This is a genomic window from Modestobacter altitudinis, from assembly GCF_005930475.1.
Taxonomy (GTDB): domain Bacteria; phylum Actinomycetota; class Actinomycetes; order Mycobacteriales; family Geodermatophilaceae; genus Modestobacter; species Modestobacter altitudinis.
The window spans coordinates 143,621-168,047 of sequence record NZ_SJEW01000001.1; the positions used below are offsets into that span (position 1 = coordinate 143,621).

Here is a 24,427-nt window from a genome sequence, read left to right on the forward strand (position 1 = left end):
GCGTCAGCTGACCGGCGGCGCGTCGAGCTCGCGTCGGTCGGCGAGCTCGGCGCGCAGCCGGCGCACCTCGTCGGCCAGCTCGCGGACCTCGGCCAGCAGCGCGGCGTCGTCCGCGTCGTCCTGCGCCTGCGCGGCCTCGGCGACCCGGCCGACGAACCAGGAGGCGACGGCGGCGGTCACGACGCCGAGCAGGGCGATCCCGCTGACCATGAGCAGCACCGCGACCAGCCGGCCGTCACCGGTGACCGGGTACTCGTCGCCGTAGCCGACGGTGGTGATGGTCGTCAGCGCCCACCAGACCGCGTCGCCGTAGCTGGTGATCGAGGCGCCGGGCGCGCCGCGCTCGGCGTCGTACACGGCCAGCGAGGCCATGAAGACGACCAGGGACGCGGTCATCGTGACGTAGGCGGCGACCCGGCCGTGCAGGCTGGTGGTCAGCCGCCGGTCGAGCACCCGGGCGACCCGGACCAGGCTGAGGACCCGCAGCGGCCGCAGCAGCGGCAGCACCACGGCCAGGCCGTCGACCCAGTTCTGCCGGACGAACCGCCACCGGTGGTCGGCGAGCACCAGGCGCAGCACGTAGTCGGCCAGGAACACCGGCCAGGCCACCACGGTGACCGTGCGCAGGGTGACCAGCAGCGGGTGCGGCAGGTCCGGGCGCAGCACGCCCCAGGCGTAGGCCGCGACGAACAGCAGCGCCAGCACGACCAGCGGCCACTGGCTGAGCTCCTCGTACCGTCTGCGCAGGGCGTCCTTGCTCACCGGGTCAGTCTGGCCGGGTCACCCCTGGCGCGCGGCGGCGGTCTGCTTGTCGTTGGCCTTCCGGATGGCCTCGACGAGCTCGTCCTTGCTCATCGACGAGCGGCCGTGCACGCCCAGCCGCCGCGCGAGGCCCATCAGGTGCTCCTTGGTGGCGTTCGCGTCCACCCCGCCGTACGTCTCGCGGTCGGTGTCGGCACCGCCCTCGGCCTGCGGGTCGCTCGGGCCCTTGTGGTCCTTGGGCTCCCAGTGGTCACCGACCTTCTCGTGGGTGTGCTTGACCGCCGCCCACGCCACCTGGTTGGCCCGCTGCTCGTCGCCGTAGGACTCGGCCGCCGAGTCGTGCGCCTTCGCGAAGGTGCGCTGGGCCTTGTCGTCCGAGCGCTGCAGCGTGCTGGGGATCTCGTCCTGCCGCGCGTCGCCGCTCTTCGTCGTCTTCGCCACGGGTCCTCCTCCGCTCAGGGCAGGTCGGCGGTCTCCGCCGACTGCCGGTGGCCGCCCTGCGCGTCGTCGGGGTCGGCGTCCACCGTCCGCTCCTCGGACTCGGCGAGGATCACCGCGGCCTGCACCTTCGGGTCCAGGCCGCCGTTCGTGGGGTTCGCGTCGCCCTCCACGGACTGCTCCTCGGGGAGGAGCTGGGCGCGGCTGTCGACGTTGTGCTCGGTGAGGTTGGCGATCGCCTCGGGGGACGGGTCCTTCATGCTGGGCATGAGGCCCACCTACCCCGCTCCCCCGAGGCGATGCACGGCGCCAGCGGTCCGCTCAGAAGCGCTGCTGTTCGGTCTTGATCCCCAGGGCCTGGGCGACGTCCTGCATGTTGGTGAACTCGGTGCCGGCCGGCAGCCGGCGGAGCTGGGCGAGGACGTTGTCGGGGGCGTTGGACTCCTCGGCCTTGCTCACCAGGGTGTCCCGGTCGGCCGGCCACACCTCCTTGCCCAGTGCTTCGGCGATGGCCGCGCGGCGCTCGAGGTCGGCCGGGTCGGTCCCCGGGGAGGTCGCGGGCTGGTGCGGGTCGGTCATGGGTGTTCCGTTCTCTCGGTCGGCCGCGGTCGCGGCCGTGGTCAGGGGGCTGAGCGGTAGGTCAGTTGGCGGTGGAGGCGTCGGTGTAGCGCAGGACGGCGGCCACCGGGATGTCGCCGGGCATCGCCGACCGGGGCAGCACGACGACCCCGGCGTTGCTGCCGACGGCGGCCCGCAGCAGCGCCCGTTCGACCGGCACCCGGGCCGCATCGGTGATCCCGAGGGCGGCCATGTCCTCGGTGCTCACCCCGACCTCCAGCGGGGAGGTGCCGACGAACAGCTGCTCGTCGTCCTGCTCCTCGGCCAGCACGAGCGTCTCCACTTGCGCCTTGCGCAGCGCCTCGACGACCAGCGCGGTGCCGGTCAGGGCGAGCCCGTGGGCCGAGGCGGCCGAGATCTGCTCCAGCACCGAGGCGTCCTCGGCGGCCTCGTGCTCGGCGAGGAGCTCCTGCACCCGCTCGTCGATGACCGAGCGGTCGGCCCCTTCGGCCCGGCCACCCTCGTCCATGTCGACCAGGACGGCCTTGATCTTCGGGGTGGCGCGGTCGGTGAAGATCTGCCGGGCCCGGATGTCGCCGGCGAGCAGCACGAACCGGGTCCCGGACTCCTCGACCAGCTCGTCGATCTCGTCGATCACCTGCTGCATGTTGTGGATCCAGACGTTCTCGGCGGTGTGCTGGTACCGGTGGTGGGACCAGCCGCCGACCTTGACCTTCTGCATCAGCCGGGTGTCACCCTCGACGGTCTTCTCCTGCGACGGCAGGCCGGGCGCCGTCGCGACGGTGATGTCCGCACCCACCCGGTCGGCGACGACGACGATGTGCGGGATGCGGCCGGGCAGCGCGCGGAGCACGGTCACCAGGTCCGGCATGGGCGACCACTCGGCGGTCTCGGCCCGGGGGGCGGCGGCGAGCGGCGCGTCGAAGAGCACCGTCCCGTCGGGCCCGGCGACGACGGCCCGCCCGCGGTACGTGCCGGCCTCACCGCCGTCGTTGCCCTCGATCAACCGGCCGCGCACCGCCGCCACGACGGCCTCGGGCGCACCCTGCTCGGTGAGCCGGTCGGCCAGGGCCCGGACCCGCAGGTCGAGCTCCGCGTCGGCGTTCTCGGTGATGTGCGTGACGTCGGCACACACGGTGGCGAACGGGCCGGGGTGGTCGGTCACAGACCCCAGGAAGGTCACGTCCATGGGACGAACTGCTCCTTCGGTGCGTGCGGTCAGGGGCCGGTGCTGGGCCCCGCGTCCTACGACGGTCGGCCTACCCACCGCCCCCGCGCTCACACCCGGTGTGTCAGCGGCAACCGACCGGGTAGGCGGTCCGGGACCTGTTCCCACGACCGGAAGGAGCCGGGATGTCCGAGCGCACCGATCTCCCGCTGCCCGACTACGACCACCTGCCCGTGGGGAGCCTCACCTCCCGCATCCGCACGCTGGACGCCGACGGACTCCAGACGGTGCTGAGCTACGAGAAGTCCCACGCCAACCGGATCCAGGTCGTCCAGGCGATGTCCCATCGGCTCGGCGAGCTGAGGTCAGGGGCGCAGCCCTCGGGTGGTGACCCGGCGGCCGCCCAGCCCGAGCACGCCCCGGCTGCCGCCGGCGGATCCGAGGTCTCCGAGGCCACGTCCGGCCCGCCGATCAACCCGCCCTCGCACGGCGACCCAACCAACCCGGCGCAGCCCCGCTGACCCGGCTCGCTCAACCGCGGTCCGGCGTCCCCACCTCCGGGGACGCCGGACCGCCGAGCAGCCTCAGCACGATCCGCCGGTCTCCCGGCCAGGCCTCCAGCAGCACCTCGCGGGGCACCCGCCGGGCGGCGTAGCGCAACGCCAGCGCGACGACGACGACGTCGTCCAGCGGCCCGATCACCGGCAGGAACTCCGGGATCAGGTCGATCGGCGAGAGCACCCACAGCCCCGCGACGACCAGCGCCACCCGCACCCGCCGGGGCACCGCCGGGTGCCGGCGCAGCCGCCGCACCGTCGTGACGCAGGCGGGGAGGAACCGGGCCAGCTCCTTCGCGGTGCCCTCCGGCAGGCGGCGGGCGAGCAGCACCAGCACCGCCCAGCTCAGCAGCAGGGCCGCCGCGCCGACGCCCAGCGCGGTCAACCAGCGTGCGGGGTCCACCCGACCATCGTCGCAGCCCGACCGGCCGCGCTCGAAAGGGTGAGTGGCGCGCAACCGACTTCACCCGGTCTCCCAGCGGTCCGATGAGCTGGCATGGCAGAGACGCACCGCGCGGTGCTCCTCCCGGGAGCGCCGGGATGGGCGTTGGCCGTCCCGCTCGCCGCGCTCGGGGCCGCGCCGAGCGGCATGGCCGTCTGGGCGACGTCGGGCACGCCTCCCACGACGGCCGGCTACCTCGTCGTCGCCGCCGTCCAACTCGCCCTGGCGGCCGTGCTGGCCTGGCGGTCGCGCCGGGGGCGGCACGAGCACGCGCTCTGGGCACGGCTGGCCGTGGCCGGCCTGATCGGTGCGGTCGCGGTCCTGGCCAGCGGGGTCCTGCTGCTGCTGCCGGTGCCCGCGGCGGTGGTGGCACTACCGGTGACCTGCGCGCCGGTGCTCGCCTTCCCGTTCGCCTACGGCGGGCTCGTCCGCTGGAACCGCTACAGCACCAGCCTGGCCGACCCCAACGACGTGCTCAACGGCTCGGCGGCCGTGCTGGCCGTGGTCGCCCTGCTCAACGTCGTGGTCGACCGGACCGGCCACGAGCTGGCCGGGCTGCCCTGGTGGCGGCTGCAGCCGCTGCTCGCGCAGGACGCCAGCCTGTTCGTGATCGCCGGCACGGCGTTCTCGATGGTCTTCCTCGGCGCGATGGGGCGCGACCCGCGCACCTGGCTCGTCGTCGGGGCGTTCACCGTCCAGCTGTCCGGCTCGGCCGCGACCACCCTCGCCGGCGGGGAGCCGGTGCTGTGGGCGGGCGCGGCCGGGGCGTTGAGCGCCGTGTGCCTCGGCCTGGCCGCGCTGTGGTCACCACCACCGTCGACGCCCCAGCCGGCCGACCCCACGGCGTCCACCGTCGGCGCCTTCATCGTGATCATCGCCTCCACCGCCATCCTGGTGGCCGGCGCGGTGAGCGACACGGCCCCTGAGCTGGCGACCTGGTGCGCAGCGATCGCCGCCACCGGCTCCAGCGTGCGACTGCTGGTGAACGTCCGGGAGCTCGCCCAGCTGGCGGTGAGCCGTCGCGAGGCGCTCACCGACGAGCTGACCGGCCTGGCCAACCGCCGCGCGGTGCTCCGGCGGGTGGAGGAGCTGTGCGACCAGCACGAGCCCGTCGTCGTGGCGCTGCTCGACCTGGACAAGTTCAAGGAGGTCAACGACGGCCTCGGCCACTCCGCCGGTGACGACCTGCTGCGGCTGGTCGCCGCCCGGCTGGAGCCGGTGCTCGCACCGGTCGACGTGGTCGGCCGGCTGGGCGGGGACGAGTTCGCCGTGGTCGTCCGGGTCCCCGACGGGACCCGCCCCGCCGACCACGCCGTCGAGCTCGGCCGCGCGCTGCACCGGCAGCTCGCCGAGCCGTTCGAGGTGGGTGGGCTGTCCCTGCACGTGTCGGTCAGCGTCGGGCTGACCCACGCGGGCGGCGCCGCCGCCGGAGCAGGTGACGGTCAGGCGATGCGCGCACTGCTGCTCCGCCAGGCCGACGCCGCGATGTACGACGCGAAGCGGTCCGGCGAGCAGGTAGTCGTCTACGACGGCACCCGGCACCTCGACAGCAGCGGCCACCTCGCCCTGGTCGAGGAGATGCGGCACGGGCTGGCGACCGGCCAGTTCGTGCTGCACCACCAGCCGCAGCTGGACATCGCGACCGGCCGGACCCTCGGCGTGGAGGCCCTGGTGCGCTGGGCGCACCCCATGCGCGGCCTGCTCGCCCCCGCCGACTTCCTGTCCCAGGCCGAGGTGCACGGCCTGATGGGCGCGCTGACCGACACGGTGCTCACCCAGGCCGTCGCGCAGGCGGCGACCTGGCGCCGGGCCGGGCTCGACCTGCGGGTGTCGGTCAACCTGTCGGCGAGCAACCTGCTCGACACCGGGCTGCCGCGGCGGGTCGCGGACCTGCTCGAGGCCTCCGCCGTCCCGCCGTCAGCGATCGTGCTGGAGGTGACCGAGAGCGTCCTGCTCAGCGACCCCGACCGCAGCCTCGCCGTGGTCGCGGCGCTGGCCGCACTCGGCACCACCGTGAGCATCGACGACTTCGGCACCGGCTACGCCTCACTGACCTACCTGCGCGCGTTGCCCGTGGCCGAGCTGAAGCTGGACCGCTCCTTCACCGCGGACCTGCTCACCGACGCCCGGGCGGCGGCCATCATCGCGAGCACCATCGGCCTGGCCCACCAGCTCGGTCTGCGGGTGGTCGCCGAGGGCGTGGAGGACCACGCGACACTGCGCGACCTGCGGCTGCTCGGTTGCGACGAGAGCCAGGGCTACCTGCACTCCCCGCCGCTGCCGGCGGCCGAGCTGGAGGTCTGGCTGCGCGCCCAACGCGTCGACCCGGTGCCGGCGCTGCTCGGCTGAGATCAGCGCCGCGCGGCCGGCGCGACCACCGAGGCCCCGGAGGGGACGCCGCCGTCCTCCCGCTCGTGCGCGGCGAGCGCCGGGCTGCGCTCCTCCCCGACCGTGGGCTCGTCCTTGAGCTCACCCCGCCGGTGGTCCCAGACGTCGCGGGCGATGACCTGGATGATGCTGGCCACCGGGATGGCCAGCAGCGCGCCGAGCACGCCGACCAGCTCGACGCCGACGAGGATCGCGATGATCACGGTCAGCGGGTTGACCTTGACGGTGCGGGCGAAGACCAGCGGCTGGAGCAGGTGGTTCTCCAGCTGCTGGTAGAGCAGGAAGAAGACCAGCACGGCGATGCCGGCCGGGACCGAGTGCAGGAAGCCGGCCAGCACCGCGACGACCCCGCCGATGGTGGCGCCGACGAGCGGGATGAGGTCGGCGATGCCGACGAACAGCGCGATCAGTCCGGCGAACGGGACGCCGGCGATCAGCAGCACCACGTAGGTCAGCACCCCGCAGATGAAGCTGATCAGCAGGTTCCCCGAGAGGTAGCCGGTGACCGACTTGGCGCAGTCGGTGGCCACCCGGCGGATCCGCTTGCTGGTGGGCGGGGCGAACAGGGCCAGCGTGCCGTCGACGATCTTCGGACCCTCCAGCACCATCAGGTAGGCCAGCACGATCACGGTGACCAGGCCGGTGACGCCGGTGGCGATGCCGCCGAGCACGCCGGCGGCCGGCGTCGTCAGGCCGCTGGCGAAGTCGCTGATCTTCTGCTGGTTGTCCTGCACCCACTGCAGCGCGTTGGTCCGCTCCAGCAGGTCGCCGACCGGGCCGCGGCCGTTGCGCGCGTCGTCGACCAGGCCGGGCAGCTGCCCGGCCACCTTGGTGCCCTCCTGCGCCAGCGGGACGGCGAAGGCAGTGATCAGGGCGGCGAACAGGACGAAGGCCACCAAGAAGACCAGCAGCGTGGCCAGCGACCGGCGCTTGCCGTGGAAGACCTTCCGCTGCACCCACCCGACGACCGGGGCGAGCGCGACGGCGAAGAACGCGCCGACCACGCACCAGGTGAGGATCTGGCGGGTCTCCAGCAGGACGTACAGCAGCAGCGCCGTCACCAGCAGGAGGCCGATGGTGGCCAGGATGGTGCGGGTGGGCACCGGGGGTCGGACCGGCGGTGCGGGAGAAGAGCTCACGCCCCTGGTGTGCCCCGACGGGTTTACGGGGTAAACGCAACCATCGGTCAGTCGGGCGTCACCAGCTGCCCGTCGGAGAGCCGGACGACCCGGTCGGCGGCCGCGACGACGACCGGGTCGTGGCTGGCGACCAGCACGCCGGTGCCGGCCGCGGCAGCCAGGTCGCGGAGCGTGTCGAGCACCAGGACCGACAGGTCCTCGTCCAGCCGCCCGGTGGGCTCGTCGGCGAGCACGAACGCTGGCCGGACCACGAGGGCGCGGGCCAGCGCGGTGCGCTGCTGCTCCCCCAGCGACACCTCGGCGGGGAGCCGGTCGGCCAGCTCGCCGAGCAGCAGCCTCTCCAGGACCGCGAGCGCCGACCGGTGGGCGGCCGGGACGCCGGCCAGCTGCGCGGGCACGGCGACGTTCTCGGCCAGGCTGAGCTCGGCGAGCAGGCCGAACCGCTGCGGGACGACGGCGACGGTGGTCCACGGGGCCCCCGCCGGGTCGCCGGCGCCGGGCACGACCACCGATCCGTGGTCCGGCCGCTCCCAGCCGAGCAGGCAGTTCAGCAGCGTGGTCTTGCCCGAGCCGGACCGGCCCAGCAGCGCGACCACCTCCCCGGCGTGCAGCTCGAGGCTGATCCCGCGCAGCGCGTGGACCTGCTCGCGGCCGCGGCGGTGGGTCTTGTGCACGTCGACCGCGCGCAGCACGGTCACGACGGTTCCCTGAGGACGACGCCGTCGTCGGTCAGCTCGATCTGCACCCGTCGGGCGGCGAACCGGCGCAGCGCCTCCTCGGGCAGCTGGACGCGGCCGTCGCCGTCGATCACCGCGAGCCGGCGTCCGGCGACCTCCTCGTGGGCGACCGCCCCGGAGCGCAGGTGGACCACCTGGTCGGCGGCGCCCGCGGCCAGCGGGTCGTGGGTGGCGAGCACGACCGTCGTCCCCGTCCGGGTGAGCTCCCGCACGGCGGCCAGCAGGTCGGCGGTCGTGGCGGAGTCCAGCTCGCCGGTCGGTTCGTCGGCCACCACCAGCGCCGGACCGCCGATCACCGCCTGGGCGAAGGCCAGCCGCTGCTGCTCGCCGCCGGAGAGCTCCCCGGGCAGGTGGTCGGCGCGGTCGGCGATCCCGAGCCGGTCCAGCAGCTCCTCGGCCTCGTGCCGCGCGCGGTCCCGGGGCACGCCGCGGAACCGCGCGGCCAGCGCCAGGTGCTCGCGGCCGTCGAGGTGGGGGGAGAGGTTCTGCGCGGGCCGCGGGAACACGTAGCCGATGTGCCGGCGTCGCAGCGCCCGCAGCCGGCGCACCGACAGGGTGCCCAGCGCCTCCCCGGCGACCTCCGCTCGGCCGGCGGTCGGTCGGTCCTGGGCGGCCAGGATCCGCAGCAGGGAGCTCTTCCCCGAGCCGGACGGGCCGGTGACCGCGGTGAGCCGACCGGCCGGGACCACCACGTCGACGCCCTTGAGCGCGTGCACGTCCCCGCTGCGGGACCAGTAGATCCGCACCACGCCCTCGCACACCGCCGCCGGCGGCCGCCCCTCAGTCCGCATCGCGCATGACCTGCCCCCCGGAGGCCCGCCGGGCCACCCGGCCGACGAGGACCGCGCCGCAGACGGTCGCCAGCAGCACTCCCCCGACGACCCCGGCCAGGGTGGCCCACGGGACCGCGAGCAGGGTGCCTGGCGGCAGCGTGGGCACCGGGTCGAGCAGCCGCACGACCAGGGCGGACGACGGCAGCCCGACCGCGACCGCCACGACCAGCGACAACCCGGCCAGCAGCCCGGTCTCCAGGGCGACCGCGGTGTCGGCCGACCGCCGGCTCAGCCCCATCCGGGACAGCAGCAGCGCGGCGACGGTGCGCCGCCGCTGCTGCGCCGCCGCGTGCACCGCCAGGCCGACGAGGCCCAGCGCCCCCGCGGCCAGCGCGACCGCGCGCAGGTAGCCCAGCGACCAGGACAGCGCGCGGACCTCGGGCCGGGCGGCGAAGGACCCACCGGTGTCCAGCTCGGCCGGGTCGAAGCCGTAGCCGGCCGCGGCCACCGCGTCCAGCGCCGGCACCGCCTCCCCGGTCGCCCACACCTGGCGGTCCAGGACCCGGGCGGGGTCCCGGCCGGCCCGGATCAGCGCCGTCTCCATCGGGTCCCAGGCGGTGACCAGGACGGGCCCCTGCGACCGCTGACCCGGGAACGCGTCCGCCCGCCCGACCACCTCGACCGCCATCGACCAGTAGACGCCGACGCTGGCCTCGAGCTCCCGGCCGGGCGCCACGGCGGTCTCGTCCGGCACCGGTCCGGCGACGACCACGGGCACCCGGTCGCCGTCGTAGCCGGTGAGGGCGCCGAGCAGGGCCGGCAGCGACCGGTCGGCGAGCGACGTGTCCCAGTGCAGGACGTCGAGGACCTCGGCCGGGTCGACGACGAGCACGTCCGCCGACAGGTCCGCCGGTGCCAGGTCGACGTCCTGCTCGCTGCCGACCAGCGTCGCGCCGGGCGGCAGCGGTCGCGTGGGTGCGGTGGTGAGGAGCAACGGCAGGACGACGTCGCTGGGCGTGGCCACGACGGACTTCGCCGCGACGGTGCGGGCGGCGGAGTCGGCGAGCGCACCGGCGTAGACGACCACGCCGAGCGCGAGCGCGGTGGTCACGACCAGCAGCCGGGCGGTGCCGGGCGCAGCCAGGACGCGTCGCACGACGAGGAACGGCGTGAGGGGGAGCCGGCGGACCCGTGCCCCGGTCCGCCGGCCGACGACCGGCAGCACCGCGGTCACCGCGCCGGCGACGACCACGACCACCAGCAGGGGCAGCACCAGCGTGAGCAGGTCGATGCTCCGGCCGCCGTCGTCCCCGGTGAGCACCGGGACGGCGGTCACCACGGTGACGGCGGCCGTGATGGCCAGCCAGGGCAGCCGGCCCAGCCACTGGCTCAGCGGGCTGGGGCTGAGCTGTCCCATCCGGGACACGAGCACGACCGTGACGACGGCGACGACGGCGGGCGCGGCGACCACACCGACGGCCAGCGGGAGGGCGACCGGCGACCAGGCGTCCACCGGCAGCGGCCCGCCGGGTCCGCCGGCACGCACCAGCAGCCAGGCGGCGACCGCGCCGACCCCGGCTCCGGCGAGCACCGGCAGCACCGCCTCCTGGACGGCCCGCCCGGCCCCGCGCAGCGGGGAGTGCCCGCGGGCGGCGAGGGACTCCAGCTCGTCGCTGCGCCGCCGGACGCGCAGGGCGGCCCAGGCGCCCACGAGGACCAGGGAGGCCGCCGCACCGCCGATGCCGACGGCGCGGACCGGCGGCCTGAGCAGCCCGACCGTGTCGTCGACCGACGACAGGGCGTCGGCCAGCTCGGACCTCGGGGCCGGCCGGGGGAAGCGCTCGGCCGCGGCCTGACGCGCGACGGCGGAGGACGGCTCGGACAGCTCCGAGCCGAGCTGGTCCACCCGCGCTGCCCAGGCGCGGGCCTCCCCCACGTCGGCGCCGGCGGGCAGCGGCAGGTGCCACTGGAGGTACACGTCCTGGTCCACGGCATCGGCGGTGGCCAGCACGAGGTCCCGTGCACCGAGGACGACGGCGGGTGGGAAGGCCGGGTTGCCCGTGTCGGAGTCGGGCCGCGGGACGAAGAGCGCAGCCTGGGGCTCCCAGTAGGCCGGCAACGGGGACACCAGGTCGGCGTAGACGCCGGCGACCGGCAGCTCGGCCACCCCACCGCGCCGGGACTGGGCGCTGAACACGTCGCCGGGCCCGAGCCCGAGGGCCTCGGCGAGACGCTGCGGCAGGAGGACGCCGCCGTCCGCGGGCCGGCCGGCGACGACGTCGACGTGGTCCTCCGCGCCGTCGGCGGTGACCAGCTGGACGCGCGCCGGGACGCCGGACGCCGTCGGTGCGGCGAGCGGGTCGTGCAGGCGCGCGACGAACACCGGCTCGCCGACGCCCGCCGCCCGGCCGGCGTCCCGGACCGCGGCGTCGAGGTCCGCGGTCCGGCTGAGCGGTCCGCCGGGTGTCTGGGTGGCGTCCGGGTCCCCGTCGGCGGCACCGGGCCGGGCCGCGGAGAACAGCGTCGTCCCGAGGGCGGTCGCGGACTGCTCGGCCCGCACCTGCCGCCACGCCGCCTCCTCGGCGGAGGCCAGCATCAGCGGGATCGACACCAGGACGGCGACCAGGACGGCGACCACGGCGGCGGGCCCCCCGGCCTGGCTCGGCACGGGCAGCAGCGCGATCCGCAGTCGCCGCGGGACCGAGCGGCGGACGGTCAACATGGTGCCGCCCTCCGTCGTCGCCGTGATGCGGCCCTGCGCCCGGGGGCGACAGTGCCAGGGCGCGGGGGCCCGCGGGAGGGGTTCGTGGCCCTGTGGGGACAGCTGTGACCTGGGGGACGAGGTTTTCGCGACACGGCGACCCGGCGCGCCCGGCTGGGGATGGACGATCTGCCTACCGTCCGTCCATGCCCGACAACCGACTCCCCCCGGTCCCCAACTCCACCGCGCGGCTGCACCAGCTGAAGCTGATCGCCGCCGCCCGGGTCAGCGCCGCCCGCACCACGTCGCGGCAGCAGGTCAGCGACATCGTCCGGGTCACCGTGGACAACGAGGTGGACACCAGCACGTTCAAGGCGATCGTCGCCGACGTCGCACCCGACTCGCTGCGCTGACCTCCGGCCCGTGGCGGCCGGGCTGGTGCTGAGCACGGCCGGTCGCGATGCTCGGGAGGTGCACTCCACCGCCGCGAGGCCCGAGGTCCGGTGAGCGGCCTCGTCGACCAACTGCTCGGCGTGCCCGGCTGGGTGGTGCTGCTGGTGACCGGGCTGGTCGTCTTCGCCGAGGACGCCCTGTTCGTGGGGTTCGTGCTGCCGGGTGAGTCCGTGGCGCTGCTGGCCGGGGTCGCCGCCAGCCTCGGGCACGTGCCGCTGGGCGCCGTCCTCGCCGTCGTGGTGCTGGCCGCCGTGGCGGGTGACTCCGTCGGCTACCAGGTCGGCCGGCACCTCGGCCCGCGCGTGCTGCGGCTGCCGGTTCTCGAGAAGCGACGAGCACGCCTGGACGACGCCCGGTCCTTCCTCGCCCGCCGGGGTGGCAGCGCGGTCTTCCTCGGGCGCTGGGTGGCGTTCTTCCGCGCCGTCATCCCCGCCCTGGCGGGCACCGCGCGGATGCCCTATCCACGGTTCCTCGCCTTCAACGCCGCCGGCGGCCTGGCGTGGGGCTCTGTCGTCGTCCTTGCCGGCTACGCGGCCGGCGCCTCCTACGCGCAGGTCGAGCGGGGCCTCGGGCGGTGGACCGCGCTGGTCGTCGCGGCCGTGCTGGTCCTGGCCCTGCTCGCCTGGCGGATCCGCGCCCACCGCCGCTCCCGCGGTTGACGGCCCTGCGGACCCCGACCGTCGCGGGGGCGGCTCGGGCGGCGGTCGGGCCGTCAGGCGGAGGCGATCTCGACCCGGGAGTCCGAGAACGTCGGGGCGTTGCCCAGGTCGGCGAAGGCCCGCGGGTTGACCGCGTTGACCGTCGACCTGCCCGGGGCGTTCTTCAGCCATGCGCCCATCGGGGAGACGACGACCCCGGGGGGCGATGTCGCCACGTTCAGCCGCGCGTTCCGCGCCGCGTACGGTACGACGCCGACCCGCTACCGGGCGGTGAGCGCTCACACGACCGCCACCCGCCCGCTCCGCTGAGGCGTCGACCGGCGCTGGACATCCGCGCGGGCCCGCGAGAACGTGCTCGGGTGACCGGGACGACGGTGGCGGGGACGACGGTGGCCGAGGTGATGGCCGAGCTGGCCGCGCTCGAGGACCCGCGGGCTCGCGAGGTGAACGAGCGGCACGGGGACGACCACGGCGTGAACCTCGGCAAGCTGCGGGCGGTGGCGAAGCGGCTGAAGACGCAGCAGGAGCTCGCGCTCCAGCTCTGGCAGACCGACGACACCGCGGCGCGGCTGCTCGCCCTCCTGATCTGCCGCCCGAAGGCGTTCCAGCGGGACGAGCTGGACGTGATGCTGCGCGAGTCGCGTGCCCCGAAGGTGCACGACTGGCTGGTGAACTACGTGGTGAAGAAGAGCCCGCACGCCGAGGAGCTGCGGCTGGCCTGGTCGACCGACCCGGACCCGGTGGTCGCCAGCGCCGGCTGGGCGCTGACCACCGAACGCGTGGCGAAGAAGCCGGCGGGCGTCGACCTCGCCGGCCTGCTCGACGTCATCGAGGCCGAGATGAAGAGCGCACCGGACCGCCTGCAGTGGGCGATGAACCACTGCTTGGCCCAGATCGGCATCGAGCACCCCGAGCACCGCGCCCGTGCCCTGGACATCGGGGAGCGCCTCGAGGTGCTCAAGGACTTCCCGACCCCGCCGAACTGCACGTCCCCGTTCGCGCCGATCTGGATCACCGAGATGGTCCGCCGCCAGCCGACCGCCTGACCGCTCGGAGGCGCTCGACGAGCCAGCCGTCCCGGTCGGCCAGCGCGACCCTGGCCATGCCGGTCGGGTGGCCGGTGAATCCGTGCGGCGACTCCGGGTAGACGCGGAGATCGACCTCCCCTCCGGATGCGGAGAGCCGGGCCGCCATGACCAGGTTGTCCTCGAGCAGGACGTCCCGCGTCCCGACGACCAGCAGGACCGGCGGCAGACCGCGCAGGTCGCCGAAGACGGGTGACACGTCGGGGACGGTGCGATCGGTCAGGTGACCGACGTAGGCCTCGAGGAAGTACTCGTCGGCGATCAGCCGTCCCGCAGGGGTCCGGCCACTCAGGTCGTAGGTCCCGAACTGCAGGGCGGCGCCGGCGAAGGAGCCCGCCAGGCCCCTGTCCCGGAGCCGGAGCAGTGTGGTCATGGCGAGGGTGGCGCCCGCCGAGCTGCCACCGATCGCCAGGTCGGTCGTGCCGAAGCGGGCCTCGGCCTGGTCGATGAGCCAGAGCGCGGCGGCCTCGCAGTCGTCGGGCGCGGCAGGCCAGGGGTGCTCGGGCGCGAGCCGGTGGTCGACGCTGACCACGACCAGCCCCAGCGACTCGGCGAGCGCCGCGTCGCGTGCGTCCCCGTCCGCTGTGGACCCGAGGTAGAAGCCCCCACCGGGGAGGTCGAGGTACACGCCTCGCACCTCCCCGTGCGTCGGCCGGTGGATGCGCAGCCGGACCTCGCGCCGGGAGGCGTCCACGACCTGTTCGACGGGAACGCCTCCGGCGAGCGGCGCAGGGACGTGCTGGGCACGCGCCGCCATGAGCTCCCCGAGGGACGCGGGCCCGCGCCGCTCACCTCGCGCGGCGTAGAACGCCCGGCTCTCCGGGACGTGCCGCACGAGTTCCGCTGCGACCAGCCTGTCCAGTCCGACGTGCACATGCCCTCCTCGTCCGCCGGTACGTGCTCCGCGTCAGCCGACGGGGCGCGGGTTAGGGTCCGGCATGACGAGCACCCCGGCACCGTCCTGGTTCGACACCTCCGGCTGGGACCCCCGGACCGTCGTCTCCGGAGGCTCGCGCCTGATCCCGGTCGAGACGGCCAGCGGCACCTTCCGGGTGTGGACGAAGCGGGTCGGCACCAACCCGGATCTCAAGGTGCTGCTGCTGCACGGTGGCCCGGGCGCCACCGACGAGCTGTACGAGAGCTTCGACGTCTGGTTCCCCGGGGCCGGGATCGAGTTCTACTACTACGACCAGCTCGGCTCGTTCCGGAGCGACCAGCCCGACGACGACTCGCTGTGGACGCTCGAGCGGTTCGTCGACGAGGTCGAGCAGGTGCGGCTGGCACTCGGCCTGGACAGCAGCAACTTCGTGCTCCTCGGGCAGTCGTGGGGCGGCATCCTGGCCATGGAGTACGCGGTCCACCACCAGGAGGCCCTCAAGGGGCTCGTCATCTCCAACATGATGTCGAGCGCGCGGCAGTACAACGACTACGCCGAGGACGTCCTGATGCCGGCGATGGACTCCGGCGTCCTGGCGGAGATCAAGCGGTACGAGGCCGAGGGCCGGACCGACGACCCGCGCTACGAGTCCCTGCTCATGGAGCACCACTACGTGCTGCACGTGTGCCGGCTGCCGCAGGACGAGTGGCCCGACCCGGTCGTCCGGTCGCTGGCGCACATCAACCCGAAGATCTACGTGCCGATGCAGGGTCCGAGCGAACTGGGGCTGTCCGGGACGCTCGAGGACTGGGACCGCTCGGCCGACCTCGCCGGCATCGACGTCCCGGCACTGGTGATCGGCGCGACGCACGACACGATGGACCCCGCGCACATGCGGTGGATGTCCGAGCAGCTGCCCCAGGGCCGGTACCTGCACTGCCCGAACGGCAGTCACCTGTCGCAGTTCGACGACCCCGAGCACTACTTCCCGGGGCTCCTGGACTTCCTGCGGTCACTGTGACCACTGGCCGGAGGGGACGACGGACGAGTCGGCCTGTACGCCGGGTTCTGTCCCCGGGTGCCTCACGGCATCCCGATGAGCGGCCATCCATCTAGGCCTGCCGTTGCCGGCAGGCTCGAGCGGTCCACCCGCAGGCTCGGGCGGGCAGCCCTCGAACGCCTGCGCAGGACGGCGGCGAGCCGTCGTCCCTCTCGACCTTGCTCCGGGTGGGGTTTACCGAGCCACACCGGTCACCCGGTGTGCGGTGGTCTCTTACACCGCCGTTTCACCCTTACCAGTGCACGCACTGGCGGTCTGTTCTCTGTGGCACTGTCCCGCGGGTCACCCCGGGTCGCTGTTAACGACCACCCTGCCCTGTGGAGCCCGGACGTTCCTCGGCGGCGGGGTCTCCCCCGCCGACGCGACCGCCCAGCCAACTCGTCCGTCGGGCCGGAGCTTACCCGCCGGTCATCCCCAGTAGAGCCGGAAGCCCACCCGGCGCGTGCCGTCCTCGGCCGCGGTCGCCATGTCGACGATCTGCCGGGCCTGTTCCTCGACCGGGGTGTCCGACAGCAGTTCCAGGTAGCGCCGGTGCTCGCTCAGCGAGGCCACCGCCGTCTCCACGTGCTCGCCGACGTCGACCAGGTGCGCCGGATCGAGCATCTCGGTCACCGCAACGTACTGCGACCGCCACCGCGGCTCGGTCAGGTCCCGGAAGATCCACTCGTTGTTGGCGTCCGCGACGGCGTCCAGCACGCACTGGCCAAGCGCCCGATGGTCCGGGGAGTTCAGGTAGCCCGGGGACATGCCCGGCGGGGTCCACGTCGCCCCGAAGTACCCGGTGACCACCAGGTTCGGCTGGTGGCGGCGGATCGCGCCGGCGATCGCCCGCCGCAGGTCCGGCCCCTCGACGAGCACACCGTCGCGGAAGTCGAGGAACTCCACCTCGCTCACCCCGACGACGGCGGCCGACCGCCGCTCCTCCTCCTCGCGCAGCGGCCCGACCTCCTCCGGCGGCACCCCAGCCATCCCGGCCTCGCCTCGCGTGGCCAGCAGGTAGTGCACCTCCTTGCCCGCCGACGTCCAGGAGGCGACGGCGGCTGCGAGGCCGTACTCGATGTCGTCGGGATGGGCCGCGACGACGAGTGCGCGCTGCCAGTCGTCCGGGAACGCCGTAGGAGCCATGCCGGGAGTCTGCCCGGGCTCAGCGCGCCGCGGCAGTCTCCTGCGGCTGGCCCGCCGGCCGGCCGGCCTGGTGACCGTTGCTCGGCGCGCCGGCCCGGACGAGCCAGAACACCAGCACCCCGCCCACGAGCGCGGCGACGGCGCAGACCACGAACACGTCACGCAGCCCGCTGGCGTAGGCGCTGCCCAGCAGATCGGCGAGGCCCGCCCGCTGCTCGGCGGGTGCGGAGCCGATGAGCTGGCCGGCCTGACCGGCGGTCAGCGCTGACGCGGTGCCCGCCGGGTCCGGCGAACCGCCGTCCCGCAGCGCGGCGGTCGCCTGGGCGGTGAACACGCTGCCCAGCACCGCCACGCCGAGGGCGAAGCCGAGCTGCCGGGCGGTGTTCACCGCACCGGAGGCCATGCCGCTGCGCTCCCGCGGGACCGTCGCCAGCGCCGCGGAGGCCAGCGTCGGGTTGGCCACCCCGACCCCGACGCCGAGCACCGCGAGCCCGGGCACGAGCACCGTCCAGGAGGAGTCGGCGTCGACCATGGCCAGCAGCAGCGACGCGACCCCGATCAGGAGCAGCCCACCGCCGAGCACCAGCCGCGGCGCCATCGTCTGCAGGAACCGGCCGGCGAGGGCGGCGACGAGGAAGCTGCAGGCCGACAGCGGGATGAAGACCAGCCCACCTTGGAGCGGCGAGAGGCCGAGCACCGACTGCAGCCACAGCGAGGTGTAGAGGCTCGCGGAGAACGCGGCCGCGTTCAGCAGCAGCGCGCCCAGCATGATCCCGGTGAAGGACCGGTTGCCGAACAGCGAGACGTCGAGCATCGGCGCCCGGCGGCTGCGCTCCACCAGCACCCACACCCCCAGGACGACGAGACCGCCGACCAGCGGCCCCCAGGCGACCGGCGCACCCCAGCCGTCCGCCGCTGCACGGACCAGGCCGAACACGACGCCGCCGGCGCCGAGGGTGAACAGCGCGATGCCCGGGACGTCGGGCCGGGGGGCGTTGGGCTGGCGCGCCTCCTGCACCGCGACCAGCGTCACCACGACGGCGAGGACGCTGATCGGGAGGTTGACGAAGAAGATCCAGCGCCAGGAGAGCTCGGTGAGCGCGCCACCAAGGATCGGACCGAGCGCGGCGGCCGCACCGACGACGGCGCCCCAGATCCCGAAGGCGGTCCCGCGGTCACGCCCCTCGTAGCTGGTGTTGATCAGCGCGATGGTCGTCGCCAGCATCGCCGCGCCACCGATCCCCTGGACCGCCCGCGCTCCGATCAGCAGCTCCGCGTTCGGGGCCAGCCCGCAGGCCAGCGAGGCCACCGCGAACAGCAGCAGTCCGGCGAGGTAGACCTTCCGCCGGCCGTACAGGTCGGCGAGGGACCCGGCGCCCAGCACCAGCGCGGACAGCGCGAGCGCGTAGACGTCGACCACCCACTGCAGCTGGTCGAACGACGTGCCCAGGTCCAGGGCCATGTCGGGCAGGGCGACGTTCACGATCGTGACGTCGATGAGGAGCATGAACGTGCCGGTGCAGATCGCGACCAGCGGCAACCACTTGCGCATGCGCTCACTGTGCGACGACCCAGCGACAGGAGTGACACCAGAGCGGCGTCGGTGACGGGATCCTCCACCATTACGCGGAATGGTGCAGGATGTCGACTGTGCTCGACGCCGTGGACCGTCAGATCGTGCACGCCATGCAGATCGACGGTCGCGCTCCCTTCAGCCGGGTGGCGTCGGTGCTCGGGGTCTCGGAGCAGACCGTGGCCCGCCGGTGGCGGCGGCTGCGTGCCGACGGCGTCGTCCGGGTGCTGGGGCTGACCACGCCGGAGGCGACCGAGCCCAGCTGGCACATCCGGATGCGGGTCCAGCCGGCCGCGGCCGGCGCCGTCGCCGACGCGCTGGCCCGTCGGCCCGACGTCTCGTGGGTGAGCCTGACCGCCGGTGGCGCGGAGATCACCTGCTCGACCCGGCCGCGCACGCCGCGCCAGCGCGACGCGCTGCTGCTGGACCGGCTGCCGCGCACGGTGCAGGTCATCGACCTGGCCGCCTTCTCGGTGCTGCACGCCTACGTCGGCGGAGCCTACGAGTGGACCGGCTTCGAGGACCCGCTGACCGACGAGCAGGTCGCCGCGCTCAGCCACGAGTCAGCGCGGGTCGCGACCGCCCCGGTGGCCCTCGACCCGGAGGACGACCTGCTGTTCGCCGCGCTCGCCACCGACGGCCGGCTCAGCTACGCCGAGCTCGCCGGGGTCACCGGGTGGTCGGAGAGCCGGGTGGCGCGGCGGGTGGAGGCCCTCCGGTCGGCCGGTGCGCTGTACTTCGACCTGGAGATCGCCAGCGAACTGCTCGGGCACCCGGTCAGCGCGATGCTCTGGCTCGGCGTGGCACCGGCGGACATCGCCCACGTCGGCGAGTCGCTGGCCCGGGAGCCGGAGACCGCCTTCACCGCCGTGGTGACCGGTCCGGCCAACCTGATGGTGGCGGTGACCTGCCGGGACACCGCGCACCTGTACCGGTTCCTCACCGACCGGGTCGGCGCCCTGCCGGTCCGCAGCCTGGAGACCTCCACCGTGCTGCGCCGGGTCAAGCAGGCCGGCAGCCTGATGGACGGCCCGCGGCTCACCGACCCCGAGCCGCCACCGGTCCGCGGCCGCTGAGGAAGGACCCCGTCCTCCTCACCCCTCGCACGCTCGGGGCGAGCCTCGGGACGAGGCCACGAGACCCTCACCCCCCGCGGGCGACTCGCAGGGCGGCCTGGATCATCGGGACCTGGAAGGGGATCCGGGCGGCGGCGACCGCCAGCTTCCACGGCTGACGGCGGAAGGCCCGCAGCGTCTGCGCGTGCGCGGGCAGCACCCCGACCAACACCGCCACCGCGGCCCAGCCCCCGAGCCGGCGGGTGGCCGGGACGGCGACCAGCGCGGCGGTGGCCAGCTCGGCCACCCCGCTGCCGATCACCCAGGGCCGGGGCCGGCCGAGCTCGGGCGGGATCATCCAGTCGTAGGCCTGCGGACGGACGAGGTGGAAGGCACCGGTCCCGGTCATCCCCGCCGCGATGGCCAGCGCTCGCACGTCCCTCGGCATGGGCACACCGTAGGCTCGCCGGTCGTGTCCGCTGTCGACCTGCTCATCGCCGCCGGGGTCGCGCTCCTCGCCGGTGGCATCAACTCCATCGCCGGCGGCGGGTCGCTGATCCTGTTCCCCGTCCTGGTCGGGCTGGGCCTGGGCACGGTGCCGGCGAACGTCACCAACTCGGTCGCCCAGTGGCCCGGTTACATCGGCGGGGTGCTCGGCTTCCGCAGCGAGTACGGCGGCCAGCGCGGGCGGCTGGTCCGGTTCTCCGTCGTCGCGGTGCTCGGCGGCACGGTCGGCTCGGTCCTGCTGCTCACCACCCCCAGCGAGGCGTTCGACACCGTCGTCCCGGTGCTGGTGTTCGGAGCCAGCATCCTGCTGGCCTTCCAGCCGCTGATCACCAAGCGGCTCAAGCGGGCCGACGACGGCGGCCGGACCGGCGACCCGGCGTGGCTGTACGTGGCACTGTTCCTGGCCACCGTCTACGGCGGCTACTTCGGTGGCGCGCTGGGCGTGATCCTGGTCGGCGTCCTGGGGCTCGGTCTGGGACGGCTGAAGCTGGCCAACGCGATGAAGAGCGCGATCTCGCTGGTCACCGCCTCGGTCACGGTGGTCGTCTTCGGCATCTGGGGTCCGGTCGAGTGGGCCTACGTCGCGGTCTGCGCGCCCGCGGCCCTGCTCGGCGGTTTCCTCGGCGCCAAGGTCGCCACCCGGATCCCGAGCACGCCGCTGCGGGTGCTCATCGTCGTCTTCGGCATCGCGGTCTCGATCTACCTGTTCATCCGCGGCTGACCGGCCCGGCGCAGTGTCCGCTCCGCTCGCCCTGCTGCTGGCCGCCGTCCTGCTGGCGGCGACCCTCGCCGCGGCAGCCGCCGACTCGCCGCGGCTGCCGCCGGCCGTCGTCGCCGTCCCGGGTGCGCTGCTCCTGGTCCTGCTCGGGGCGGTGAGCTGGCACGACACCGCGGACACCGTCCGCGAGGTGGCACCGACCGTCGCGTTCCTCGTGGTGGTGCTGCTGCTCGCCGAGCTCGCCGACCGGGAGGGGCTGTTCAGCTGGGCCGCGGCGCTCACCGCCCGGCAGGCAGGCAGCTCGGCGACCCGGCTGCTCACCCGGGTGACGGTGCTGGCCGCCGTGGTCACCGCGGTGCTGAGCCTGGACGCCACGGTCGTGCTGCTGACGCCGGTGGTGGTCGCGACCGCGCTGCGGATGCGGGTGCCGGTTCGGCCGCACGGCTACGCGGTCGGGCACCTGGCCAACTCGGCGTCCCTGCTGCTGCCGGTGTCCAACCTGACGAACCTGCTCGCGGTGGCGGCGACCGGGTTGTCCTTCGTCCACTTCGCCGGGCTGATGGTGCTGCCGCAGCTGGCCACGGTGGCGCTGGAGTACCTGGTGCTGCGGTGGCTGTTCCGCCAGGACCTGCGCGGGGCGGTCGACGTGCCGGTGCACGACGTCCCGGGCACGCCCGTGCTGGCCCTGGTGGTGGTCGGCGCCACCGTGCTGGGCTTCGGCGTCGCCTCACTGGTGGGCCTGCCGCCGGTCTGGCCGGCCGCCGCAGGGGTGCTGGTCCTGGGTGTCCGCCAGCTGGCCACCCGCCGGACGACGCTGCGCGAGCAGCTGGTCGCTGCGAACCTGCCGTTCGGGCTGTTCGTGGTCGGCCTGGCGGTGCTGGTGCTCGTGCTGCAGCTGCACGGCCTGGAGACGCTGCTGCACGCCGTGCTCCCGGACGGCGACGGGCTGCTCGCCCTCCTCGCGGTGGCCGGCATCTCGGCGCTGCTGGCCAACCTGGTGAACAACCTGCCGGCCACCCTGGCGCTGGTGCCGGTCGCCGCGGCCGGCGGCGTCCCGACCGTGCTGGCGATGCTGATCGGGGTGAACCTCGGCCCGAACCTGACCTACGCCGGGTCGCTGGCCAACCTGCTGTGGCGGCGGGTGCTCGGCGAGCACGCCCCGGGCACCGCCCGCTTCACCGCGGTAGGCCTGGCCACCGTCCCCCTCACCATCGCAGCTGCCACCACCGCCCTCTGGGCAGCGCTGCTCATCTGAGCCGCTGCCGGGTGATCATGGGCGTCTTGCCGCTGGACACGCCGCTGACGGCGTGTCTCCTGACCATCTGCCGATGATCAACACCCGACCGGGGACCCGGAGACCCGGGTCACTCGCCGCCGCGGCCCGGCTCGCCGATGGCGACCATCGCCTCCACCGCGCGGCGGGCCCGGGCGGCGACCTGCGGGTCGACGTCCACCGCCCCCTCGCCGGTGCGCAGCGTGGCCAGCAGCTTCGCCGGGGTGATCATCTTCATGTAGCGGCAGGAGGCGCGGGCGTTCATCGGGATGAAGTCGGTGCCGGTGTTCAGCGAGCGGAGCTGGTGCAGGATGCCGATCTCGGTGGCCACCAGCACCTGCGGGGCCCGCGTCGCCACCGCGGCCTCGACCATCCCGCCGGTGGACAGCACCCGGGTCCGGTCGGCGGGCAGGTCGCCGTGGCTGACCAGGTCCAGCACCGAGGTGGTGCAGCCGCACTCGGGGTGCACCAGGATCTCCGCGTCGGGGTGGTCGGCGATCTGCGCTCGCACGTCGCTGGGGCTGATCCCGGCGTGCACGTGGCACTCCCCCGCCCAGATCGAGATGTTCTCCCGCCCGGTGACCCGCTTGACGTGCGCGCCGAGGAACTGGTCGGGGCAGAACAGGACCTCGCGGTCCTCGGGGATCGACCGGATCACGTCGGCGGCGTTGGACGAGGTGCAGCAGATGTCGGTCTCGGCCTTCACCGCGGCGGTGGTGTTGACGTAGCTGACGACGACGGCGCCGGGGTGCTCGGCCTTCCACTCGCGCAGCTGCTCGGCGGTGATGCTGTCGGCGAGCGAGCAGCCGGCCGCGTGGTCGGGCAGCAGCACGGTCTTGTCCGGCGAGAGGATCTTCGCGGTCTCGGCCATGAAGTGGACGCCGCAGAAGACGATCTCCCGGGCGTCGGTCTCGGCCGCGACCCGGGACAGGTACAGCGAGTCGCCGGTGAAGTGGGCGACGTCCTGGATCTCGGGCACCTGGTAGTTGTGCGCCAGGACGACGGCGCCGCGCTCGTCGGCCAGCCGGCGGACCTCGGCCGCCCACGCCTCGTACTCCAGGTCGGACATGGTGCGGTCGCCGGCAGCGGTGGTGGCGGTCATCGGCTCTCCTCAGGAGGGCGGGTCGGTACCAGCAGGAGGAACGGCCGGGGACGCCGACGGCTATCCCGGCCGGTCAGCTCAGGTGCGAGGTGTCGTTGACCAGCCGCACGCTCGTGCGGCCGTCGGAGGACCAGGTGACCGTCGACAGCGACGCGGCCTCCAGGAAGACCCGGTGGACGATGTCGTCGCCGACGCCGAGCCCGGCGGCCAGCAGCAGCTTGATCGGGGTCACGTGGCTGACCACGAGCACCGTCTTCCCGGCGTGCCGGTCCAGCACCCGGGTCCGCGCCCGTGCCACCCGGGTCGAGACGTCGGCGATGGACTCGCCGCCGGGGGGCCGGACGTCGAGCGCCCCGGACCAGCGGCGGAACGCCAGCGGGCTCTTCTCCTGGGCCTCGGTGGCGGTCAGGCCCTCCCAGGCACCGAAGTCGAGCTCGCGCAGGTCGCCGTCCACCTCCACCGGGACGCCGAGCACCGCGGCGGCGGCCTCGGCGGTCTGCCGGGTGCGCTGCAGCGGCGAGGCGACGATGACGTCGATGCCCCGGCCGGCCAGGTGCTGGGCGGCGGCCGCGGCGTCGGCCCGGCCGAGTTCGGACAGCGGCAGGTCGCTGCTGCCGCTGAACCGACGCTCCGGGGTGTGCTCGGTGCGCCCGTGCCGCAGCAGGAAGGTCGTGGTGACCACGACCGGCGCGGGCTCGGTGGCCGGCTGCGTCTCGTCCTCCAGGACCACCGGCTCGGCGGCCAGGTCCCGGCGCACCGGCTTGCCGTCCATCGCGCTGTTGGCCAGCGCGTCCGCGGCGCCGTTCTGCGCCCGCGGCACCCAGGTGTAGCGGACCGTGCCCAGCTGCCGGGCGATGTCCCGCGCCTGGACGGCGAGCTTCTTCATGTCCGGGTGCTTGATCTGCCAGCGACCCGACATCTGCTCCACGACGAGCTTGGAGTCCATCCGGACCTCGACGCTCGCCGTCGGGTCGAGGTCGAGGGCGGCCTGCAGCCCGGCGACCAGCCCGCCGTACTCGGCCACGTTGTTGGTGGCCCGGCCGACGGACTCGGCCCGCTCGGCGAGCAGTCGCCCCGTCTCGGCGTCCCGGACCAACGCGCCGTAGCCGGCCGGGCCGGGGTTCCCGCGGGACCCGCCGTCCGCCTCCACGACGAGGCGGCGGCTCACCGCACACCCCAAGCGGCGGAAGTGGCCACTCCTGCCCTCGGGACCGGCCTCACAGCGCTCCCCGTCCGACTCCGGACTCGTTCCGCTC

26 protein-coding genes and 1 other RNA gene are annotated in these 24,427 nt (G+C 74.5%); 9 read left to right on the forward strand and 18 right to left on the reverse strand.

What is annotated here, in order from left to right; translation table 11 throughout:
• Positions 1 to 3: 3 nt before the first annotated feature.
• From FHL79_RS00680 to FHL79_RS00700, 5 genes are all read right to left on the reverse strand, one after another.
• Entirely contained in the window at positions 4 to 762 is a 759-nt protein-coding gene (locus tag FHL79_RS00680) for a potassium channel family protein (RefSeq protein ID WP_138756717.1), read from the reverse strand.
• An 18-nt stretch (positions 763 to 780) separates the two neighbouring features.
• Positions 781 to 1,203: a ChaB family protein gene (locus FHL79_RS00685; protein ID WP_138756718.1), complete on the reverse strand. Its 423-nt coding sequence runs from the start codon at positions 1,201 to 1,203 to the stop codon at positions 781 to 783.
• Between the two features lie 14 nt (positions 1,204 to 1,217).
• Entirely contained in the window at positions 1,218 to 1,469 is a 252-nt protein-coding gene (locus FHL79_RS00690; protein WP_138756719.1) for a hypothetical protein, read from the reverse strand.
• Positions 1,470 to 1,521: 52 nt separating this feature from the next.
• Positions 1,522 to 1,779, reverse strand: a complete 258-nt coding sequence (locus tag FHL79_RS00695; protein ID WP_138756720.1) for a DUF2795 domain-containing protein — start codon at positions 1,777 to 1,779, stop codon at positions 1,522 to 1,524.
• A 61-nt stretch (positions 1,780 to 1,840) separates the two neighbouring features.
• Complete coding sequence (locus tag FHL79_RS00700) at positions 1,841 to 2,968, reverse strand: baeRF2 domain-containing protein (RefSeq protein WP_138756721.1); 1,128 nt, start codon at positions 2,966 to 2,968, stop codon at positions 1,841 to 1,843.
• Positions 2,969 to 3,132: 164 nt separating this feature from the next.
• Here FHL79_RS00700 and FHL79_RS00705 point away from each other — a divergent pair, with 164 nt between their 5' ends.
• Positions 3,133 to 3,468, forward strand: a complete 336-nt coding sequence (locus FHL79_RS00705) for a DUF8129 domain-containing protein (RefSeq protein ID WP_138756722.1) — start codon at positions 3,133 to 3,135, stop codon at positions 3,466 to 3,468.
• Positions 3,469 to 3,478: 10 nt separating this feature from the next.
• On the opposite strand, the gene FHL79_RS26570 is transcribed toward FHL79_RS00705, so the two are convergent.
• Positions 3,479 to 3,907 (reverse strand): YkvA family protein, encoded by a 429-nt coding sequence (locus FHL79_RS26570; RefSeq protein ID WP_138756723.1) that lies wholly within the window; start codon positions 3,905 to 3,907, stop codon positions 3,479 to 3,481.
• Positions 3,908 to 4,000: 93 nt separating this feature from the next.
• On the opposite strand from FHL79_RS26570, the gene FHL79_RS00715 reads away from it, so the two are divergent.
• Complete coding sequence (locus FHL79_RS00715; protein WP_138756724.1) at positions 4,001 to 6,295, forward strand: putative bifunctional diguanylate cyclase/phosphodiesterase; 2,295 nt, start codon at positions 4,001 to 4,003, stop codon at positions 6,293 to 6,295.
• A 2-nt stretch (positions 6,296 to 6,297) separates the two neighbouring features.
• Here FHL79_RS00715 and FHL79_RS00720 read toward each other — a convergent pair whose 3' ends face one another.
• The 4 genes from FHL79_RS00720 to FHL79_RS00735 are packed head-to-tail and all read right to left on the reverse strand — an operon-like array spanning position 6,298 to position 11,705.
• Positions 6,298 to 7,473, reverse strand: coding sequence for an AI-2E family transporter (locus FHL79_RS00720; RefSeq protein ID WP_138756725.1), 1,176 nt, complete (start codon positions 7,471 to 7,473; stop codon positions 6,298 to 6,300).
• A gap of 47 nt (positions 7,474 to 7,520) precedes the next feature.
• Positions 7,521 to 8,171 (reverse strand): ABC transporter ATP-binding protein, encoded by a 651-nt coding sequence (locus tag FHL79_RS00725; RefSeq protein ID WP_138756726.1) that lies wholly within the window; start codon positions 8,169 to 8,171, stop codon positions 7,521 to 7,523.
• Entirely contained in the window at positions 8,168 to 9,001 is an 834-nt protein-coding gene (locus FHL79_RS00730; RefSeq protein WP_138756727.1) for an ABC transporter ATP-binding protein, read from the reverse strand. Before FHL79_RS00730 ends, FHL79_RS00725 begins: the two co-directional genes overlap by 4 nt.
• Positions 8,991 to 11,705, reverse strand: coding sequence for an ABC transporter permease (locus FHL79_RS00735; protein ID WP_138756728.1), 2,715 nt, complete (start codon positions 11,703 to 11,705; stop codon positions 8,991 to 8,993). Before FHL79_RS00735 ends, FHL79_RS00730 begins: the two co-directional genes overlap by 11 nt.
• Before the next feature lie 185 nt (positions 11,706 to 11,890).
• Here FHL79_RS00735 and FHL79_RS00740 point away from each other — a divergent pair, with 185 nt between their 5' ends.
• The gene (locus FHL79_RS00740) at positions 11,891 to 12,097 is read left to right on the forward strand and encodes a hypothetical protein (RefSeq protein WP_138756729.1); all 207 of its coding nucleotides are present in this window, start codon (positions 11,891 to 11,893) and stop codon (positions 12,095 to 12,097) included.
• Between the two features lie 90 nt (positions 12,098 to 12,187).
• Positions 12,188 to 12,796, forward strand: coding sequence for a DedA family protein (locus FHL79_RS00745; RefSeq protein WP_138756730.1), 609 nt, complete (start codon positions 12,188 to 12,190; stop codon positions 12,794 to 12,796).
• 53 nt (positions 12,797 to 12,849) lie between these two features.
• Here the strand turns inward: FHL79_RS00745 and FHL79_RS24890 are convergent, their stop codons facing one another.
• Positions 12,850 to 13,011 carry a hypothetical protein gene (locus FHL79_RS24890; protein WP_179966078.1) on the reverse strand — a complete coding sequence of 54 codons (162 nt, stop codon included), beginning with the start codon at positions 13,009 to 13,011 and terminating at the stop codon, positions 12,850 to 12,852.
• Between the two features lie 144 nt (positions 13,012 to 13,155).
• On the opposite strand from FHL79_RS24890, the gene FHL79_RS00750 reads away from it, so the two are divergent.
• Positions 13,156 to 13,842: a DNA alkylation repair protein gene (locus FHL79_RS00750; RefSeq protein WP_246080178.1), complete on the forward strand. Its 687-nt coding sequence runs from the start codon at positions 13,156 to 13,158 to the stop codon at positions 13,840 to 13,842.
• On the opposite strand, the gene FHL79_RS00755 is transcribed toward FHL79_RS00750, so the two are convergent.
• Positions 13,808 to 14,755: an alpha/beta hydrolase gene (locus FHL79_RS00755; protein WP_138756731.1), complete on the reverse strand. Its 948-nt coding sequence runs from the start codon at positions 14,753 to 14,755 to the stop codon at positions 13,808 to 13,810. The genes FHL79_RS00750 and FHL79_RS00755 overlap by 35 nt on opposite strands.
• Positions 14,756 to 14,819: 64 nt before the next feature.
• Between FHL79_RS00755 and FHL79_RS00760 the strand changes: the two genes are divergently transcribed.
• Positions 14,820 to 15,779: a proline iminopeptidase-family hydrolase gene (locus tag FHL79_RS00760; RefSeq protein WP_138756732.1), complete on the forward strand. Its 960-nt coding sequence runs from the start codon at positions 14,820 to 14,822 to the stop codon at positions 15,777 to 15,779.
• A gap of 20 nt (positions 15,780 to 15,799) precedes the next feature.
• On the opposite strand, the gene rnpB is transcribed toward FHL79_RS00760, so the two are convergent.
• From rnpB to FHL79_RS00775, 3 genes are all read right to left on the reverse strand, one after another.
• Positions 15,800 to 16,199, reverse strand: an RNA gene (gene rnpB / locus FHL79_RS00765) — RNase P RNA component class A.
• A 27-nt stretch (positions 16,200 to 16,226) separates the two neighbouring features.
• A complete protein-coding gene (locus FHL79_RS00770; RefSeq protein WP_138731575.1) occupies positions 16,227 to 16,943 on the reverse strand; it encodes a PIG-L deacetylase family protein in 717 nt (238 codons plus the stop codon).
• Between the two features lie 19 nt (positions 16,944 to 16,962).
• Positions 16,963 to 18,495, reverse strand: coding sequence for an MFS transporter (locus tag FHL79_RS00775; protein WP_138756733.1), 1,533 nt, complete (start codon positions 18,493 to 18,495; stop codon positions 16,963 to 16,965).
• 98 nt (positions 18,496 to 18,593) lie between these two features.
• On the opposite strand from FHL79_RS00775, the gene FHL79_RS00780 reads away from it, so the two are divergent.
• Positions 18,594 to 19,592, forward strand: a complete 999-nt coding sequence (locus tag FHL79_RS00780) for an Lrp/AsnC family transcriptional regulator (RefSeq protein WP_218938274.1) — start codon at positions 18,594 to 18,596, stop codon at positions 19,590 to 19,592.
• 67 nt (positions 19,593 to 19,659) lie between these two features.
• On the opposite strand, the gene FHL79_RS00785 is transcribed toward FHL79_RS00780, so the two are convergent.
• Entirely contained in the window at positions 19,660 to 20,019 is a 360-nt protein-coding gene (locus tag FHL79_RS00785; RefSeq protein WP_138756735.1) for a DoxX family protein, read from the reverse strand.
• A 24-nt stretch (positions 20,020 to 20,043) separates the two neighbouring features.
• Here FHL79_RS00785 and FHL79_RS00790 point away from each other — a divergent pair, with 24 nt between their 5' ends.
• Together FHL79_RS00790 and FHL79_RS00795 are read left to right on the forward strand one after the other, a co-directional pair.
• The gene (locus tag FHL79_RS00790) at positions 20,044 to 20,799 is read left to right on the forward strand and encodes a sulfite exporter TauE/SafE family protein (RefSeq protein WP_138756736.1); all 756 of its coding nucleotides are present in this window, start codon (positions 20,044 to 20,046) and stop codon (positions 20,797 to 20,799) included.
• A 13-nt stretch (positions 20,800 to 20,812) separates the two neighbouring features.
• A complete protein-coding gene (locus FHL79_RS00795) occupies positions 20,813 to 22,051 on the forward strand; it encodes an SLC13 family permease (protein WP_171057942.1) in 1,239 nt (412 codons plus the stop codon).
• A gap of 109 nt (positions 22,052 to 22,160) precedes the next feature.
• On the opposite strand, the gene nadA is transcribed toward FHL79_RS00795, so the two are convergent.
• Together nadA and FHL79_RS00805 are read right to left on the reverse strand one after the other, a co-directional pair.
• Positions 22,161 to 23,171: a quinolinate synthase NadA gene (gene nadA / locus FHL79_RS00800; RefSeq protein ID WP_138756737.1), complete on the reverse strand. Its 1,011-nt coding sequence runs from the start codon at positions 23,169 to 23,171 to the stop codon at positions 22,161 to 22,163.
• A gap of 73 nt (positions 23,172 to 23,244) precedes the next feature.
• Positions 23,245 to 24,339 (reverse strand): bifunctional RNase H/acid phosphatase, encoded by a 1,095-nt coding sequence (locus FHL79_RS00805; RefSeq protein WP_138756738.1) that lies wholly within the window; start codon positions 24,337 to 24,339, stop codon positions 23,245 to 23,247.
• Positions 24,340 to 24,427: the final 88 nt, after the last annotated feature.